This window comes from Sphingomonas canadensis (assembly GCF_026013525.1).
Classification (GTDB): Bacteria; Pseudomonadota; Alphaproteobacteria; order Sphingomonadales; family Sphingomonadaceae; genus Sphingomonas; species Sphingomonas canadensis.
Window position 1 is genome coordinate 856,719 of record NZ_JAPDRA010000001.1, and the last position, 17,143, is coordinate 873,861.

General features: G+C 68.1%; 18 protein-coding genes. 11 read left to right on the forward strand and 7 right to left on the reverse strand.

The genetic code is table 11. The features are described 5' to 3' along the window. Positions 1–49: 49 nt before the first annotated feature. The gene (locus OM513_RS04165) at positions 50–898 is read right to left on the reverse strand and encodes a DUF7946 domain-containing protein (RefSeq protein WP_264942857.1); all 849 of its coding nucleotides are present in this window, start codon (positions 896–898) and stop codon (positions 50–52) included. A 129-nt stretch (positions 899–1,027) separates the two neighbouring features. Here OM513_RS04165 and OM513_RS04170 point away from each other — a divergent pair, with 129 nt between their 5' ends. After that, a complete protein-coding gene (locus OM513_RS04170) occupies positions 1,028–1,195 on the forward strand; it encodes a helix-turn-helix transcriptional regulator (protein ID WP_264942858.1) in 168 nt (55 codons plus the stop codon). 658 nt (positions 1,196–1,853) lie between these two features. Here OM513_RS04170 and OM513_RS04175 read toward each other — a convergent pair. The 3 genes from OM513_RS04175 to OM513_RS04185 form a co-directional block, all read right to left on the reverse strand. Then, complete coding sequence (locus OM513_RS04175) at positions 1,854–3,353, reverse strand: ArnT family glycosyltransferase (protein WP_264942859.1); 1,500 nt, start codon at positions 3,351–3,353, stop codon at positions 1,854–1,856. A gap of 31 nt (positions 3,354–3,384) precedes the next feature. Then, on the reverse strand, positions 3,385–4,497 hold the full coding sequence (gene dnaN, locus OM513_RS04180; protein ID WP_264942860.1) for a DNA polymerase III subunit beta: 1,113 nt from the start codon (positions 4,495–4,497) through the stop codon (positions 3,385–3,387). Between the two features lie 148 nt (positions 4,498–4,645). Further along, entirely contained in the window at positions 4,646–5,251 is a 606-nt protein-coding gene (locus tag OM513_RS04185; protein WP_264942861.1) for an outer membrane protein, read from the reverse strand. Positions 5,252–5,523: 272 nt separating this feature from the next. Here OM513_RS04185 and OM513_RS04190 point away from each other — a divergent pair, with 272 nt between their 5' ends. Both OM513_RS04190 and OM513_RS04195 read left to right on the forward strand, forming a co-directional pair. Further along, entirely contained in the window at positions 5,524–6,174 is a 651-nt protein-coding gene (locus OM513_RS04190) for a histidine phosphatase family protein (RefSeq protein WP_264942862.1), read from the forward strand. After that, on the forward strand, positions 6,171–6,647 hold the full coding sequence (locus OM513_RS04195; RefSeq protein ID WP_264942863.1) for a hypothetical protein: 477 nt from the start codon (positions 6,171–6,173) through the stop codon (positions 6,645–6,647). The genes OM513_RS04190 and OM513_RS04195 overlap by 4 nt, the downstream gene beginning before the upstream one ends. Positions 6,648–6,750: 103 nt before the next feature. Here OM513_RS04195 and OM513_RS04200 read toward each other — a convergent pair whose 3' ends face one another. Then, positions 6,751–7,647 carry a LysR family transcriptional regulator gene (locus OM513_RS04200; protein ID WP_264942864.1) on the reverse strand — a complete coding sequence of 299 codons (897 nt, stop codon included), beginning with the start codon at positions 7,645–7,647 and terminating at the stop codon, positions 6,751–6,753. Positions 7,648–7,738: 91 nt separating this feature from the next. Here OM513_RS04200 and OM513_RS04205 point away from each other — a divergent pair, with 91 nt between their 5' ends. The 3 genes from OM513_RS04205 (at position 7,739) to rlmN (ending at position 10,723) form a co-directional block, all read left to right on the forward strand. After that, on the forward strand, positions 7,739–8,716 hold the full coding sequence (locus OM513_RS04205; protein WP_264942865.1) for an NAD-dependent epimerase/dehydratase family protein: 978 nt from the start codon (positions 7,739–7,741) through the stop codon (positions 8,714–8,716). Positions 8,717–8,816: 100 nt separating this feature from the next. Further along, positions 8,817–9,539, forward strand: coding sequence for an NYN domain-containing protein (locus OM513_RS04210; RefSeq protein ID WP_264942866.1), 723 nt, complete (start codon positions 8,817–8,819; stop codon positions 9,537–9,539). Then, complete coding sequence (rlmN, locus tag OM513_RS04215; protein WP_264943042.1) at positions 9,539–10,723, forward strand: 23S rRNA (adenine(2503)-C(2))-methyltransferase RlmN; 1,185 nt, start codon at positions 9,539–9,541, stop codon at positions 10,721–10,723. The genes OM513_RS04210 and rlmN overlap by 1 nt, the downstream gene beginning before the upstream one ends. 18 nt (positions 10,724–10,741) lie before the next feature. On the opposite strand, the gene OM513_RS04220 is transcribed toward rlmN, so the two are convergent. Continuing rightward, complete coding sequence (locus tag OM513_RS04220; protein ID WP_264942867.1) at positions 10,742–11,572, reverse strand: caspase family protein; 831 nt, start codon at positions 11,570–11,572, stop codon at positions 10,742–10,744. A 150-nt stretch (positions 11,573–11,722) separates the two neighbouring features. Here OM513_RS04220 and OM513_RS04225 point away from each other — a divergent pair, with 150 nt between their 5' ends. The 4 genes from OM513_RS04225 to OM513_RS04240 all read left to right on the forward strand — a co-directional run bounded on the left by OM513_RS04225 (position 11,723) and on the right by OM513_RS04240 (position 15,301). After that, a complete protein-coding gene (locus tag OM513_RS04225) occupies positions 11,723–12,949 on the forward strand; it encodes an SAM-dependent methyltransferase (protein ID WP_264942868.1) in 1,227 nt (408 codons plus the stop codon). 16 nt (positions 12,950–12,965) lie between these two features. Further along, on the forward strand, positions 12,966–13,733 hold the full coding sequence (locus OM513_RS04230; RefSeq protein WP_264942869.1) for a sulfite exporter TauE/SafE family protein: 768 nt from the start codon (positions 12,966–12,968) through the stop codon (positions 13,731–13,733). A 75-nt stretch (positions 13,734–13,808) separates the two neighbouring features. Beyond that, on the forward strand, positions 13,809–14,552 hold the full coding sequence (locus OM513_RS04235; protein WP_264942870.1) for a cytochrome b/b6 domain-containing protein: 744 nt from the start codon (positions 13,809–13,811) through the stop codon (positions 14,550–14,552). Beyond that, positions 14,549–15,301: a molybdopterin-dependent oxidoreductase gene (locus OM513_RS04240; protein WP_264942871.1), complete on the forward strand. Its 753-nt coding sequence runs from the start codon at positions 14,549–14,551 to the stop codon at positions 15,299–15,301. The genes OM513_RS04235 and OM513_RS04240 overlap by 4 nt, the downstream gene beginning before the upstream one ends. 5 nt (positions 15,302–15,306) lie before the next feature. Here the strand turns inward: OM513_RS04240 and OM513_RS04245 are convergent, their stop codons facing one another. Further along, positions 15,307–15,732 (reverse strand): DUF1801 domain-containing protein, encoded by a 426-nt coding sequence (locus OM513_RS04245; RefSeq protein ID WP_264942872.1) that lies wholly within the window; start codon positions 15,730–15,732, stop codon positions 15,307–15,309. A gap of 65 nt (positions 15,733–15,797) precedes the next feature. Here OM513_RS04245 and OM513_RS04250 point away from each other — a divergent pair, with 65 nt between their 5' ends. Continuing rightward, positions 15,798–17,117 (forward strand): MATE family efflux transporter, encoded by a 1,320-nt coding sequence (locus tag OM513_RS04250; protein ID WP_264942873.1) that lies wholly within the window; start codon positions 15,798–15,800, stop codon positions 17,115–17,117. Positions 17,118–17,143 lie beyond the last annotated feature (26 nt).

The window sequence follows — 17,143 nt, forward strand, 5'->3', positions numbered from 1 at the left end:
CGCGTCCCGGTCCTTAGCGAACTGGTCTAGCTTCCCCGCTTCGCGGGCTTCACGCAGCGTCGCCAATCTCACCTCCGAAATTAAGGATAACGATCCTCTCCAAATCGCCAGCGCGATACGCCAGCTTCGCGTCAACGCTTATCATCGCCTTTTTGGCTCCGGCGACCGCGTATGGATTATTCTCCACCTCGGCGTTGAAGAATCCGGTTCGGAACGGGTGGACAACGCTGAGCTTGCGATTGTGGAAAACGTAGCCATCCGTTTGCAGACTGAGGCGCGTTAGATCGGTCCACTCCAGTTCGGCCTTCGCCCGAATAATCTCTGCATCGCGCTCCGTCGCTTCGATGCGCTCTTGCTTCGGTGCCCAAAACCATAGCCGCTTCACGGTGCGCCCCACAGGGGCCACGGCCTGCACCATGGGAGCACTCGTCTTGGGTAGATGGTGCATTAGCAAAGCCTGCATCCCCATCATTTCGGTGTGTCGATGATCCTCGACCTGCTGAAATAAGTCAGCCTGTCTCTGGGCCATGTTAGCGACGTGCTGCATGGCTTGCTCCGCTTCCGAAGTTTTCCCCGTGTGGTACGCCAGCAATCCTCGGAACCAGGTCGTCAAAGCATCCGCGCCATTCGGACCGAATATCTGCCAGCCAATTTGGAAAAGTCCCGCAGCCTCTTGGATCGTAACGGGAATAGTAACGGTGCCCGATTGCGGTTCGTGAGCCTTCACAACCAGCGGGGCGCGCTCCCCCTTTTTGGGAAGCCTTTGCTCGACACCGATAATCAACAAGTCGGAGATTAGGCGATCTATCCCTTGAAGGGACTCGCCTAGCAACCGCATGTCGATTGCATGGCTGTCCGCATCCCCTCCATCGTATTTGATGATGAAAGTATCCGACACCGGTAGCCTCCCCCACAAGTTGGCGGGAAGCTACGGTGCAATCGCAGAATATGTCAAAGGACCGTTCCATTTAGCGCCTACAGCGCTAACACATCCCGCAATCCCGATTCACGTATGCCAAGGGGATAGATGCCGGCGCAGCTCCTGGGCGTCTCGCGCCAGACGATCAACGCCGTCGAGACCGATAAATACGACCCAAGCCTGCCGCTCGCGATGCGGATGGCGAAGCTGTTTGGAGTGCCGATCGATGCAATCTTCCTCGACGACTGGGAGCCGCCGCACCGTGAAGATGCCTGAGAACCGCGTTACCCGTTCGCTGCTGCGAATGATGGGCGGCGCCGTGATCGGCGCCGGCGTGATCTGGGTGCTGGACACCACCCGCGCGCTTCATGCCGTCGCGACCTGGCAGCCGGAGGAGATCGTCTCCACCGTACTGGGCGGCATGCTGATGATGGTGGCGCTGATCACGGGGGGCTTTTCCACCAGCCGCCCGGGCTATCGCGCGCTCACCGACGAGGGGCTGGGCGAGCCGGTGACCGGCCGGATGCTCTCCACGCTGCGGCGTCAGGCGGTGATCACGGGCATCCTGGGGCTGATGATGGTGGTGCCCCCGGCCGCGGCGCACGCGGGCTATGCGGGCGCGGCGGCTGCGCTGCCGCTGGTGGTGCTGGGGCTGCTCACGCTGGCGACGGTCTGGATCCATTTCGGCCTGTGGCGCGAGAGCGACGAGCTGACGCGCGCGGTATCGCGCGAATCGGGCTATGCCAGCTTCGTCTCGGCCGGAACCGCGCTGTTCGCCTGGGCGGTGCTGGAAAAGCTCGCGCTGGTGCCCGCGATCGATAGCTGGATGACCATGACCGCGATGATGGCGATTTCGCTGGCGGTATCGATTTCGTCGCGTTCCGCCGCGGGCTGGTGGGCCGTTGAGGGCGCGGCCGGGCCGCCGTGCCCGGCTTCAGGGGGTGCGGCGGACGTAGAGCAGCCGGTGCCGCCCGCTGGTGCCCAGCGGCTGGCGCAGCGCGAGCGTATAGTCGCGCTCCAGCACGAACCGCATGAAGCGCCACGCCTCCGGATCGGCCTCCGCGAAGGGGAAGCCATCGTGGGTGACCACCATCCCCGGCCGTTCCTGTACCATCACCCGCGCCAGTTCCATGCGCGGATCGATCCCCAGTGATGCCGCGTCGCGCGATTCGCTGAGCAGCGTGGGGAAGTTGTAGCGCGTCGGGATGCACGCGCCGCTGAGCAGATAGATCGCCGGATCGCCGCTGAACACGAACAGGCAGTCGGGCCGCGGCGCGCCGATCGCGGCGATCAGCGTGCGCATCTCCTCCGGCCCGCCGCGCCGCACGCGCGCGTCGGCAACCAGCTTCGCGCCCATCACCAGCGCAAAGCCGATCACCGCGATCGCCACGGGAGCGATCCGGATGCGCCTGGCCCGCGGCCCGCCGGGCACGGCCCACAGCCAGGCGAACGCCGGCGCCGCGACGATCGTGAAGGGCACCAGCAGCGGCAGCGCATAATGATCGTGATAGGTGCCGAACAGCGCGACCGAGAGCGCCGCCGCGATCGCCCAGCCGCACAGGAAACGCTGTGCCGCGCGCGCGCCCTCCGCCGGGCGCATCAGCCCGCCTGCCAGCGCGGCGGCGGCCAGCGGCAGGATGCGCAGCACGATCCGCAGGATCCGCCGGATCAGCTCGGCGCCCTCCGGCGCGGCACGCAGGAACACCGATTCGAAATTGGTGAAGACAAAGGCCGCGCCATGCCCATGGGCGGCGAACCACGCCCAGACGATGCCCGTGGGCACCAGCGCGATCGCAGCCCAAACCGCGCCTGCCGCGATCACCAGCAGTGGCCTGGCGCCGCGCCGCCACGTCGCCAGCATCAGTGCCAGCCCGAAATACAGCCCCTCGCCGATTACCGAATATTTGACCTGGATCGCCACGCCCAGCAGCAGCATTGCCGCGCCGCCCAGATCGAACAGCGTGCGCCCGCGCCCGGGCCGCGTGATCGCATGCAGCACCAGCCAGGCCGCGCCCGCGACGATCGCGTTGTAGAAGGCCGGCGCCTGCCCGCCCTCGCCGCCGAACAGGTGCAGCCCGGCCAGATAGGCGACGCCCGCCGCGATCGCCCCCCGCCGCGGCGCGATCTGCTCCGCGATGCGAACGATCATCCATGCGGTGGCCGCGGCGAACAGCGTGGCGACGATCTGGTACTGGATCACGCCATCGCCGCCCAGGAAGCGGATCAGGTAATAGATCAGGAACAGCCCGGCCGGCTTGCGGTCCCAGAAATCGGCGTAGGGCAGCGCGCCCTGATGCATCCGGTCGCCGACCAGCAGGTAGAACTGCTCGTCGATCTGCATCGCCGGATTGCCGAACAGCGGCGCGCGCAGGGCGAGCGCGAGCAGGATCAGCCCCGCCGCCTCGGCGATGTATCGCCGCTGCGTCCCGGTCATCGCGATGTGCCTGTGGTTGCCGTGCGCGCGATCAGACGCGCATCGGCATCAGCACGTAGAGCGCGGGCGACTTGTCGTTCTCGCGGATCAGCGTGGGCGCCGCGGCATCGGCAAGGTGGACCTCCACCAGATCGCCCTCGATCTGGCCCAGGATGTCCATCAGATACTTGCTGTTGAATCCGATCTCGAACGGCGCGGCGGCATAGTCGCCGGGCACTTCCTCGGCCGCGGTGCCGTTTTCGGGGCTGGTGACGGAGAGCGTCACCTTGTCGCGGTCCAGCGCCATCTTCACCGCGCGCGTCTTCTCGGTCGCGATGGTGGAGACGCGGTCCACCCCCTCCATGAAGCTGCGCGGATCGAGCTTCAGCAGCTTGTCGTTGCCGGTCGGGATGACGCGGCTGTAATCGGGGAAGGTCCCGTCGATCAGCTTGGAGGTCAGGATCGCCTGGCCCAGGTCGAAGCGGATCTTCGAGCCGGAAAGCGATACGCCGACCGATCCGTCCACCTCGTCCAGCAGCTTGCGCAGCTCGGCCACGCATTTGCGTGGCACGATCACGTCGGGCATCGCCTCGGCGCCGTCGGGCCGCGCCACCGTGACGCGCGCCAGCCGGTGGCCGTCGGTGGCGGCGGCGCGCAGCAGCGGCACCGCCTCGTCCGTCACGTGCAGGAAGATGCCGTTCAGATAATAGCGCGTCTCCTCGGTGGAGATGGCGAAGCGCGTCTTGTCGATGATCTGCTTCAGCGTCTCGGCCGGCAGCTCGAAGCTGGTGGGCAGCTCGCCCTCGGCGATCACCGGGAAATCGTCGCGCGGCAGCGTGGCGAGCGTGAAGCGCGCGCGGCCGGCGGTGATGACGATGCGGCCCTCGGCGGCGTGCAGCTCCACCTGCGAACCTTCGGGGAGCTTGCGCACGATGTCGAACAGCGTGTGCGCGGAAACGGTGGTCGCGCCCGGCTGGTCCACCGCGGCGGCGATCGTCTCGTCGATCTGCAGGTCCAGGTCGGTCGCCATCAGGCGCAGCGATCCGCCGCCCTGCGCCTCGATCAGGACGTTGGAGAGGATCGGGATGGTGTTCCGCCGCTCGACCACCGACTGGACGTGGGACAGCCCCTTCAGCAAAGTCGCGCGTTCGATCGTCGCCTTCATGCTTCTCAAACCCCCGGGGAGCTCTGCCCATTCCGCCTGGTGCGCAAGGGGCGTTGGCCGTTCATCCTTAACGCGAAAAAGGGCCGGAGCAAGCCGCTCCGGCCCTGGTTTCGGTGCATAAGTGACGCTTGTGCGCCACTGGGATGCATCAGAAGCGGACGCCGACGCCCGCGACGACCTGGTGACGGTCGATGTCGACGGCATAGCCCGACAGCTTGTCATAGTTCGAATAGCGGTACTCGCCCTTCACATAGACGTTGCCGCTGATCTGGCGCTCCACGCCCGCGCCGAGGCGCCAGCCGTCGAGATCGTCCTTCGCCGAGACCGAGGTGGCCGGTGCGGTGTACAGCGTGTTGATGCGCGCGTTGGTGTAGCCGCCCTTGGCGTAGATCAGCGTGCTGCCGCCCGCCTTGAAGCCGACGCGGACGCCCGCATAGAGGTCGCGGCCCGCCTTCACGCTCAGCGTGTCGCCCGCGGCGAGCACGCCCGAGGCGGTTTCCTTGTTGGTCGAATCGGCCACTTCGCCCTCGACGCCGATCACGGCTTTGCCGAGGTCATAGTCGTAGCCGAGCTGCACGCCATAGGTGAAGCCGTCCGAAGCGGCGACGCCGGCGGTGCCGCCGTCGTCCAGCCGGTCCCAGCCCGCGACGCCCTCGACGCGCGGACCGGTGAAGCTCTTGTCGCCGTCCTGGGCATGGGCCGGGGCGGCAAAGGCGATGGCGGCGGCTGAAGCGGCGAGAATTGCGATACGCATGGTAACTCCCTCAAAATATGTACACACCCGCACGGGCGGAGGACGGCATACAACCCGGCTCCGCGCCGGCCGGTTTCACGGACTTGACTGGAATCGCGGCGGGGCGTGGCGCCCGTGCAACGGGCCGCCGCGCGGCCTCCGCGCTTCCGGCGCCCCGGCGGTTCCGGGTGCGCAACTGTGCTGTTGAAATAACACACCTGACCGCCAGATGAACGAAACCGGCCCGAAAAAGGGCATTGCCTTCTTGTCGCCAAGCCGCTGAGAGAGGGCGCATGGCAGCTTTGCGGCAGGGCAGGGATTTTATCGCGCGGCACGGCGAAACCGTGTTCAACCGGGCACACAGGATGCAGGGCAGCACGCTGCACACCCCGCTGACGCGCGCGGGATTCGCCCAGGCCGACGAGATGGGCGATGCGCTGCGAACGCTGCTGGGCGCCCGGCCCGCGATCACCCTGTGGTCCTCCAGCGCCGGGCGTGCGCTGCAGACGCTGGCGGTGATCGCCGAGCATCTGGAGCTCGACTGGCACGGCGCGCGCACCGACGACCGGCTGGTGGAGATCGCCATGGGCGAATGGAGCGGCCGCGCCTATGCGGAGGTTGCAGCCGAACAGGGCGATTTCGTCGATCGCGAGCATAGGCTGTACACGCGCCGCCCGCCCGGCGGCGAATATTATGACGAGATTGCCGCGCGCGTCTCCGCCTGGCTGGCGGACACGAACGACGATCCCGGCGACCGGCTGGTGATCATGCACGGCATGTCCAGCCGCGTGCTGCGCGGGGTGATGACGGGGATGGACGTGCTGCCGCAATTCCGCGCGCCCGTCGCGCCCGATCTGCCGCAGGGATCAGTGGTGATGATCGAGAAGGGCGTGGAGACGGTGGTCCATCGCGGATCGGGCCGCATCGCCTTCGGCGCGCAATGATCGCGGCGCTGGCCGCGCTACTGCTCGCGCTGGCCCCGTCCGCGCAGGCCGGGCGCACGGCGCTGGGCGTGTTCGGAAGCTGGGGGGCGTTCCGCGATGCCTCGCCCCGGCGCTGCTTCGCGATCGCCCGGCCGGTGGGCAAGGGGCCGGGCCAGCCCTTCGCCAGCATCGCCACCTGGCCGCGCGACGGCGTGCATAACCAGCTCCACATCCGGCTGAGCCGCGCGCGCCATCCGCGCGCCAAGGTCACGCTATCGGTCGGCGAGCGGAGGTTCGAGCTGACCGCGGGCGAATCGGATGCCTGGTCCCCCGATGCGCGCACCGATGCGGCGGTGGTGGCGGCGATCCGTTCCGGCCGCAGCATGAGCGTGGAGACGGAGGGCGCCAGCGGCGGCGCCTTCGCCGACACCTATGCCCTGAAAGGCGCGGCCACCGCGATCGACGCCGCGGCGCTGGGCTGCGCTGGGGGCTAGGGTCTGTCCGCCTTTGGCGGAACCGCCCTCCGCAACCTTTCCGGCGATGCGCAGCATCGTTGGAAAGGTTGCGGAGGGCGGTGCCGCCTGAACAGGACAGACTCTAGCCGGAGCATTCGCCCAGATAGGCGAGCAGGCCATCCACCAGCGCGTCGAACACCGCGCGCACCCGCGCCACGTCGCGCTGGTCCTCGTGGCACACCACCCAGGTCTCGAGCGGAAAGGTGAACCCTTCGTGCAGCACCGGCAGCAGATCGGGATCGCGCGCGGCGAGCGGCACCTGGCACAGTCCGATCCCCAGTCCCGCGCGGATCGCCGCGAGCTGCGCCAGATCGTCCTCGCTGCGGAACGAGAAGTCGGCGACCGATACGGGATAGCCATGGGCGCGCACCGCGCGAAGGATCGGCGAATCGCGCTCCACCCCGATCAGCCCATGCCCGCGCAGATCCGCCAGCGACGCCGGCAGCCCCCGGCGCGCGACGTAGCTGCGGTGCGCGTGCAGCCCCAGCGGGATCTGCCCGATCCGCCGCGCCACCAGCGCATCCTGCGACGGTGGTACCATCCGCACCGCAACGTCCGCCTCGCGCCGCAGCACATCCTCCGTGCGGTTGCTGGGCGATAGCGCGATCGCCAGCCGCGGATGCCGTTCCGCCAATCCGGCAAGGATCGGCGGCAGCACCTCGATCGCGATCACGTCGCTGGCGGAGATGCGCACCGTGCCCGCCACCTCGTGCGCCGCGGCGGATGCTGAGCGGACGAAGGCGTCGGCGGCCATCGCCATCGCCTCGGCATGGCCGGTCAGCGCCGCCGCGAGATCGGTGGGCTGGAGCCCGCCCGGCGATCGCGTGAACAGCACCGCGCCCAGCGCCGCCTCCAGCTCCTCGATCCGCCGTCGCACGGTCGGCTGGGCCAGGCCGAGCGCCCGGGCGGCACCCGAGAGGCTGCCTTCGCGCACCACCGCCAGGAAGGCGCGCTGCTGATCCCATTCGAGCGTACTCATCATTTTTTGATATACGGCCTGCCAAAGCCTGACAATTTTATTTGATCCGAGGCCGCTGCATGGTGCCGCATATCAAGCGATGGAGGCAGACGTGACGAAGACGGTACTGGTGTTGGGCGCGACCGGCGGCGTGGGCGGCGAGACGGCACGCGCGCTGCTCCGCCACGGCTGGCGGGCGCGCGCGCTGGCGCGGCGTATTCCGGCGGCGGCGGAGGGGATCGAGTGGATCGCGGGCGACGCGCTCGATCAAGCGGCGGTGATCCGCGCGGCTGCAGGCGCCGATGCGATCGTCCATGCGGTGAACCCGCCGGGCTATCGAAACTGGGACCGGCTGGTGCTGCCGATGCTCGCCAACAGCATCGCCGCGGCGCAGGCGGCCGGGGCGCGGCTGGCGCTGCCGGGCACCGTCTATAATTACGACGCGCGCAGCGTGGCGGTGGCCGTGCCGGATACGCCGCAGCGGCCCGATACGCGCAAGGGGGCGATCCGGGCCGAGATGGAGCGGATGCTGGCGGATGCGCCGGGGCTGCGCGCGCTGGTGCTGCGCGCGGGCGACTTCTTCGGTCCGCGCGCGGCGAACAACTGGCTGTCGCAGGGGATGGTGAAGCCGGGGCGGCCGGTGCGCAGCCTTCTCTATCCCGGGCGGCGCGGCGTCGGCCATGCCTGGGCCTATCTGCCCGATGTGGGCGAGGCGTTTGCCCGGTTGCTGGATATCGAGCAGCAACTGCCTGGATTCGCGCGCCATCATTTCGCGGGCCATTGGATCGACGGGGCCGGCTTTGCCGCCGCGCTGGCCGAGGCGGCGGGGCATCCCGTGCGCGTCCGCGGCTTCCCCTGGGGCCTGCTGCCGCTGGTCGCGCCGTTCAACGCGACGATGCGTGAGCTGATCGAGATGCGCGGCTTCTGGCGTCATCCGCTGCGGCTCGAAGACCCGGGACTGGAGGCCGCGATCGGTCCCGAGCCGCGCACGCCGCTCATACAGGCGCTGCGCACCACGCTCGCGGCGCTGGGGTGTCTGGAGGGGGCGGCTGAAGGCGGAAATCTTGACTTTTCGGTGTCCGGCGCCTAACTGGGCACTATCCCGTCCCCGGTTTGCCGTCTTGAGGCGCTCGTGAGAGCAGATATCAGCTCAAGGCCGCTCCCGGGGACAACTTTTTTCAGGCACCTCAATGGCGACGGCAATTTTGGTCGATGGGGCGTTCTTTCTACGTCGCTTCAGGTACTGTTTCCCGGATCACGACAGGAACGACCCAAAGAGTGTGGCCGAGGGGCTTGGTATGCTGGCCTATTGGCACCTCAGCCATCGGATCGGTCCGCACCAATTGCTGGAGCAGATCGCCAGATACAATCTTCAACTCAGCGAATCACGCGAGTTCTATCGAATATTCTTCTATGATTGCTCCCCACTTACGAAGCGCATGCATTGGCCGCTAACGAGAAGGTCTATCGACTTCGGAAAGTCAACCGAAGCCACCTTCAGGCTCAGGTTGCACGAGGAAATTCGAAAACTGCGAAAGGTCGCCGTCAGACTAGGGAAGCTGAACGACACATCGCGCTGGCGCCTCTCGGAACGAGCCACAATGCGCCTGATCCAGTCCCCAAGCGAGTTTGTTGCGTCGGACGATGACTTTGAAGTGGACACCAAACAAAAGGGTGTCGACATGCGCCTTGGCCTCGATGTGGCGTCACTCGCGTTCAAGCGCCAAGTGGACCAGATCGTTATTGTAGCGGCCGACGCGGACTTCGTGCCCGCCGCCAAGCTCGCAAGACGCGAGGGGATCGATGTCCTTCTCGATCGGATGGGCGATAAACGAGCAGCGCCAGACTTGATCGAACACGTTGATGGAGTTCGGGATTGTTTTCTACCCCGTCCGAAGGACAAGCAGCCATGATGCCCATCCCCGGGCACATCGATCCCGTGCCCGTTCCCCGGGCGGTTGCGCCGCGCGCCGATGGCAGGACGGACCTGATCGGCCTGCCGCGCGACGGCATCCGTGCCGCGCTGGAGGCGGCGGGCATGGAGCCGAAACAGGCCAAGCTGCGGTCCAAGCAGCTCTGGCACTGGATCTACAATCGCGGCGCCACCGATTTCACCGCGATGACCGATATCGCCAAGGCGCAGCACCCCTGGCTGGCCGAGCATTTCGTGATCGGCCGGCCCGAGGTGATCGAGGCGCAGGTCTCCACCGACGGTACGCGCAAATGGCTGCTGCGCGCGCCGGACGGGCAGGATTACGAGATGGTGTTCATTCCCGATGCGGACCGGGGGACGCTGTGCGTATCGTCGCAGGTGGGCTGCACGCTCAACTGCCGCTTCTGCCACACCGGCACGATGCGGCTGGTGCGCAACCTGACCGCGGGCGAGATCGTGGGCCAGGTGATGCTGGCGCGCGATTCGCTGGGCGAATGGCCCAGCCAGCCCGAGGGGCGGATGCTCACCAACATCGTGATGATGGGCATGGGCGAGCCGCTCTATAATTTCGACAATGTCCGCGACGCGCTGAAGCTGGTGATGGACGGCGACGGGCTGGCGCTCAGCAAGCGGCGCATTACGCTCTCCACCTCCGGCGTGGTGCCGATGATGGCGCGTGCGGGCGAGGAGATCGGCGTAAACCTGGCCGTATCGCTCCATGCGGTGACCAAGGAGATCCGCGACGAGATCGTGCCGCTCAACCGCAAATACGGGATCGAGGAACTGCTCCAGGCGTGTGCCGACTATCCCGGCGCCAACAACGCGCGGCGCATCACCTTCGAATATGTGATGCTGAAGGACAAGAACGACAGCGACGAGGACGCTCGCGAGCTGGTGCGGCTGATCCGGCGGTACCGGCTGCCGGCCAAGGTGAACCTGATCCCGTTCAATCCCTGGCCCGGCGCGCCCTATGAATGCTCGACGCCGGAACGGGTCCGCGCCTTTTCGGAGATCATCTTCGAGGCCGGCATCTCCGCCCCGGTGCGCACCCCGCGCGGCCGCGACATCGACGCCGCCTGCGGCCAGCTCAAGACCGCGGCGGAAAAGCGCAGCCGCGCCGAGCTGGACCGGCTGGCGGAGGAGAAGCAGGCCGCGCTTGGCTGAACCGGTTCCGGCCCCGCCCTATCCGCGAAAGCAGGGCGCGGCCTCGAACGCCGGATCGTGCGCGCCGACGGCATAATAGTTGGGCGATTGGTCCGGCCGCAGCATCATCCGCGTCGCGTTGGCGAGATCGGCATAGGTGCCGCGGAAGGCGCCGTTGCGGAACACGCTGGCCAGCGCGCCGGTGAACGCCCCGTTGAACGGCCCGTCATAGGAAAGCTGATTGTCCTGGCATCCCGACACCAGCAGCACCGGGCAGGCGACCGGCGCGGAGCCTCGCGCGGCCGCGGCGATGTCGTCATAAAAGGCCTGATTGGCCAGATAGGTGCGCATCTGCACCTCCGGCGGCATCGCCTTGGGCGCGCCTGCGCTGGATAGCAGTCCGGTCGGCAGGTCCCGCGGGGCCTGTTCGGACAGCAGCGCCATCTTGACCACTGTCCCGCTGTGGCAACTGTCGGAAAGCACCGCGATCCGCACCCCCGGCGCGAACCCCGCCCACAGCGCAAAGAGCTCGTCGTCGATCAGCTCGCCGTCGAACAGGCACCAGGTCTCGTCGAGCGTGTCGCTCTCGTCGCCATCGGTGTCGGGGATCTGCCCGCCGTGGCCGGAATAGCTGATCACCAGATCGTCGCCCGCGCCCAGGCGGCCCGCCGCGTCGCGGATCGCCGCGATCACGGCATCGCGTGTGGCGTCGCGCGTCAGCAGCACCTGCGGGGTGAATCCGCGCCCTGCGCAGATGCGCTGCATGGTATGCGCGTCGTTCTCGCATGCGATGAGCGGGCCGGACCAGCCCTGATAGTGGACGGGATCGACCGCGTTGAGGCCGATGTGGATCGAAAGCGCGTGAGCCATGCAGTGCCGCTCCTGTGTGATCGTGCATCCACAAGACTGGCGGATTCGGGCGATCGGGGCGCGTGACGGCGATCACGGCGGCGGGCGGGACGGGACGGAAATCGCCTTTCAGCCATTGTGCATTGCACCCATTTGCGGGAACATGCGGGCATGTGGCTTCTCGACAAGGCATTGCGCCGCCTGATCAAGCGCGGTCAGCTCACCATCATCGATCATGACGGGCGGGCCTATTCCTATGGCGCGCCCGAGGAGGGGCTGAACCCTGTCGTCGCGCGCTTTACCGACCGGCGCGTGGCGTGGCAGATCGCGAGCGATCCTGGGCTGGGCGCGGCCGAGGCGCTGATGGACGGCCGGATGGTGCTCGAACAGGGCGACATCCTGGACCTGGTGATGGTGATCCGCCGTTCCAACCGCTGGGAGGACCGCAAGGGGAGCGACAAGTTCCTCAAGAAGGGCAGCAGGCTCAAGAACGCCTGGCACCGGATCAACTGGCAGCGCCGCTCGAAACAGAATGTCGCGCACCATTACGACATCGGCAACCAGCTCTACGAGCTCTTCCTCGATTCCGACTGGCAATATAGCTGCGCCTATTTCACCGATCCGGCGAACACGCTGGAGCAGGCGCAGCTCGACAAGAAGGCGCATATCGCCGCCAAGCTGAAGCTGCAGCCCGGACAGCGCGTGCTGGACATCGGCTGCGGCTGGGGCGGCATGGCGCTGTACCTGAACCGCGTGGCGGGGGTGGAGGTGCTGGGCGTCACCCTGTCCGAAGAGCAGATCCGCATCGCCCGCGAACGCGCCGAGGCGGCAGGCGTGGCGGACAAGGTGAAGTTCGAGCTGATCGACTATCGCGACGTTCAGGGCAGCTTCGACCGGATCGTGTCGGTGGGGATGTTCGAGCATGTCGGCCCGCCGCAGTTCCGGACCTTTTTCCGCAAGTGCCGCGACCTGCTGGCCCCGGACGGGGTGATGCTGCTCCACACCATCGGCCGCATGGGCAAGCCGGGCACCACCGATGCCTTCACCCAGAAATACATCTTCCCCGGCGGCTATATCCCCGCGCTGTCCGAGATCGTCGGCGCCAGCGAGCAGGAACGGCTGATCATGGCCGACTGCGAGACGCTGCGCTTCCATTATTACCACACGATCCGCCACTGGTATGATCGGGTGAAGGCCAATTCCGAAGAGGTCGTGCGGCGCTATGACGAGCGTTTCCTGCGGCTGTGGCTGTTCTACCTGGCGGGCGCGATGACGATGTTCAGCGAATCGGGGATGGTGAACTATCAGCTTCAGTACACCCGCCGCCGCGATGCGCTGCCGATGACGCGCGACTATCTGTTCGAGGACGAGGCGAAGCTGCGCGCCATCCCGGGCTGACGGCCGGGGGCGGGCGATGGCGGATCCGGGGACGATGCTGCTCGCGGGCGGCGCGGGCATGCTGGGCGGGGCGATGAACGCGCTGGCGGGCGGCGGGACCTTTGCCACGCTGCCCGCGCTGATCGCGATGGGCCTGCCCGCCAACATCGCCAACGCCAGCTCGAACGTCGCGCTGCTGCCCGGCGCGGCGGCCAGCGCCTGGACCTTCCGGGACGAGCTGGCACCGGTGGCGGGCGTGCCGGTGCGCACGCTGGCGGCGATCACCTTCGCGGGCGGGCTGATCGGCAGCGCGCTGCTGCTCGCCACGCCCAGCGATGCGTTCGACATGATCATCCCCTGGCTGCTGCTCTATGCGTTCGCGGTGCTCGCTTTCGGGCAGCGCGCGTCGGAATGGCTGCGCGCGCGGGTGACGATCGGGCCGCGCGCGCTGGTGCCGGTGCTGGGCGCGCTGGGCGTCTATGGCGGCTATTTCGGCGGCGGCGTGGGGCTGATGACCACGGCCACGCTGGGGCTGCTGGCGGGGGTGACGCCGCGATCGATGTTCGCGCCCCGCACGCTGATGCTGGCGGTATCCAACGCGGCCGCCGCGATCCTGTTCGTCGGCGCGGGCATGGTGCATTGGGCCGCGGCGGTGCCGATGCTGGCGGGCGCGATGCTGGGCGGCTGGATCGGCGCGCTGGCGGGCCGTGCGATGCCGCACGCGCTGGTGCGCTGGTGGACGCTGCTGGTCACCGGGGCGACGACATTGGTGTTCTTCGCCCGCGCTTACGGCCTTGCCGCCTGAGGCGCGGGTTCGCACGCTTGCGGCGATGCTGTAACCTGCGCCCCGCCCGCTGCGAAAGCGGCCGCAGGAGAACTGATGGACCACAGCGCCGATCCTGCCCCCGCCCAGGCACTGCCCCCGCCGTACAGCGTCTATCGCCACCGGCTGGCGACGCGGCTGTGGCACTGGCTGAACGCGCTCAGCGTGTTCGTGATGCTGGGCAGCGGGCTGATGATCTTCAACGCCCATCCGCGCCTCTATTGGGGGCAATATGGCGCGAACTTCGACCATGCCTGGCTTGAGCTGCCGCGGTTTCCCGGCTGGGCGACGATCCCCAGTTATTACAGCTTGTCCGCAGCGCGGGCATGGCACCTGTTCTTCGCGCTGCTGCTCGCCTTCGGGCTGCTGGCCTATATGATCGCCAGCCTGGCCAACCGCCATTTCCAGCGCGACCTGCGCATCCGCGCGCGCGATCTGGCGCCGCGCCACCTGTGGGCCGATCTGAAGGCGCATCTGGCGCTGCGCTTCCACGATCCCGCCGATCCGGCGGCGTACAACCTGTTCCAGAAGATCGCCTATGCCGGCGTGGTATTCGTGCTGCTGCCGCTGCTGATCCTGTCGGGCCTGGCATTGTCGCCGGGGATGGACGCGGCCTGGCCCTGGCTGACCGACATCTTCTTCGGCCGCCAGTCGGCGCGATCGGTGCATTTCATCGCAATGGCGCTGATCGCGCTGTTCGTCGTCGTCCATCTGGCGCTGGTGCTGCTGGCGGGGCCGCTGGATACGGTGCGTTCGATGGTCACGGGATGGTGGCGCGTGCCGCCGGAGGAGGGGGCATGACGCTGATCACGAGGCGCAACCTAATCGTGATCGGGGCGGGCGGCCTGGTGGCCGGATGCGACACGCTGAGCCGCAGCCCTTCGGCGCAGTCGGTGCTGGGCAGCGCGGAGCCGGTGCATCGCGTCCTCCAGCGCACGCTGGGCGGCCGCGACGCGCTGGCCCGCGAGTTCCGGCCCGATCAGATGAGCCCTTTCTTCCGCACCAACGGCAGCCGCAACCCGGGGACGCCGGAATATGGCGCGCTGCTCGCCGGCAATTTCGCCGACTGGCGGCTCACGGTCGGCGGGCTGGTCGCCCGGCCGCTCAGCCTGTCGCTGCCGCAGCTTCGCGCGATGCCCCAGCGCGCGCAGATCACCCGGCACGATTGCGTCGAGGGTTGGAGCGCGATCGGCAAGTGGCAGGGGCCGCAGCTAAGCCGCCTGCTCGATCTCGCCGGGCTGCGCGATGCGGCGCGCTACATCGTCTTCCACTGCGCCGACCGGATGGGCAACGGCAGCTTCTATTATGAATCGATCGATCTGGTGGATGCGCTCCACCCCCAGACGATCCTGGCCTGGGCGATGAACGGCAAGCCGCTGACGGTGGGCCATGGCGCCCCCGTGCGCCTGCGCGTCGAGCGCCAGCTCGGCTACAAGCACGCCAAATATGTCAGCCGGATCGAGGCGGTGGCCAGCCTGTCCGGCATCGGCGGCGGCAAGGGCGGCTATTGGGAGGACGTCAACGGTTACGAATGGTACGCCGGGATCTGAAAGGCTCAGCGCGCCGGCCCCTCGTCGATGTCGCCGCTCGCTTCCCAGCTCCGCCGCACGAGCTCTTCCAGCACCGCCATGTCCACGCCGTCCAGCCGGGTGAGGTACAGGCACCCTGTCGATCGCTTGTGCTTGCCCAGCCGGTCGAGCAGCGCCTCATATCCGGGAAAGCTGCGCAGATAGAGCACCAGGTTCGCCGATCGCGGCGAGAAGCCGATGCGGCACATGTCGCCTTGGCGACCGCTGGCATAGCGATAGTGATAGCTGCCGAAGCCGACGATCGACGGCCCCCACATCACCGCCGGCTCGCCCGTGATCCGCTCCATCAGCGCACGCACCGCATGGCCGTCGGCACGGCGCCCCGGATGCGTCACGGCGTCGAGAAAGGCATCGACGCCGGTTCCGCTGGGCTTGGTCTTGTTCCCGGCCATCGCGTCCTCCCGATTCGCGCGCTGATGCTATCGCAACGCGGCGCGCGCGCCTAAGAGCCGCCGCCATGTCCACCGCGTTGCCGCTCACCCGCCGTTCGATCTTCGCCCAGGCCTGGCCGATCATGCTGGGGCAGGTCACGGTGCCGCTGGTCGGGCTGGTCGATACCGCGGTGATCGGGCGTACCGGCGATGCCGCGGCGCTGGCCGGGGTGGCGCTGGGTGCTACGATCATCAACTTCATCTTCTGGAGCTTCGGCTTCCTCAGGATGGGGATGACCGGGATGACCGCCCAGGCGCAGGGCGCGGGCGACCGGGCAGAGGTGGACGCGCTGCTGGTGCGCGGGCTGGCGGTGGGCGCGGGCGTGGGCATGCTGCTGTTAGCGGCGCAGCTTCTGCTGATCCCCGCCGCCTTCGCGCTGCTGGCGGGCGGGCCGGAGGTGGATGCCAATGCCCGCGCCTTCGTCGGCGCGCGGTTCCTGGGTGCGCCTGCCTGCCTGGCGCTCTATGCCATCAACGGCTGGCTGCTGGGGCTGGGGCGCAGCCGCGCGGCGCTGGCGCTCCAGATCGTGTGGAACCTGGCCAACGCGCTGCTCGACATGCTGTTCGTGTGGCATTTCGACATGGGCGCGCGGGGCGTGGGGCTGGGTACGGCCATCGCAGAATGGGTGGCGCTGGCCGTGGGCCTGGCGATCGTCGGGGGACATCTGCGCACTGCGGGGCGCAGGCGGCTGCTCGACGGCGCGGCGATCCGGCGGCTGTTCGCGGTGAACGCCGATATCATGCTGCGCACCGTGGCGCTGCTCGCGCTGTTCGCCTGGCTGGCGAGCGCGGGGGCGCGGCTGGGCGCGGAGACGCTGGCGGCAAACCAGGTGCTGCTCCAGTTCGTCAGCATCGTCGCCTTCGTGCTCGACGGTTTCGCCTTCACCGCCGAATCGCGCGTGGGCCAGGCGATCGGCGCGCGCGACCGGCCCGCGATGCTGCGCGCGATCCGGCTGACGGGCGAATTCTCGCTGGCTGCGGCGATCCTTTTCAGCGTGGCGATCCTGGCCGCGGGCGGCGCGGGCATCGCGCTGATGACCACCGATGCCCAGGTGCGCGCGACCGCCGGGGCGATGCTGCCCTTCGTCGCGCTGCTGCCGCTGCTGGGGGCACCGGCCTGGCTGCTCGACGGCGTGTTCATCGGCGCGACCGCGGGCCGGGCGCTGCGCAACGCCGCGCTGGCCTCCACCGGCCTGTATGTGGCGAGCGATCTGCTGCTGCGGCCGCTGGGCGAGACGGGGCTGTGGATCGCCTTCCTCGCCAGCTACGTCTATCGCGCGGGCGCGCTGGGGCTGTGCGTCCCCGGGCTGCTGCGCTCGCTTGCGGAACCGGCGCCCCGGACCTAGAGCGCGCCCGTTCAATCCACTGGAGT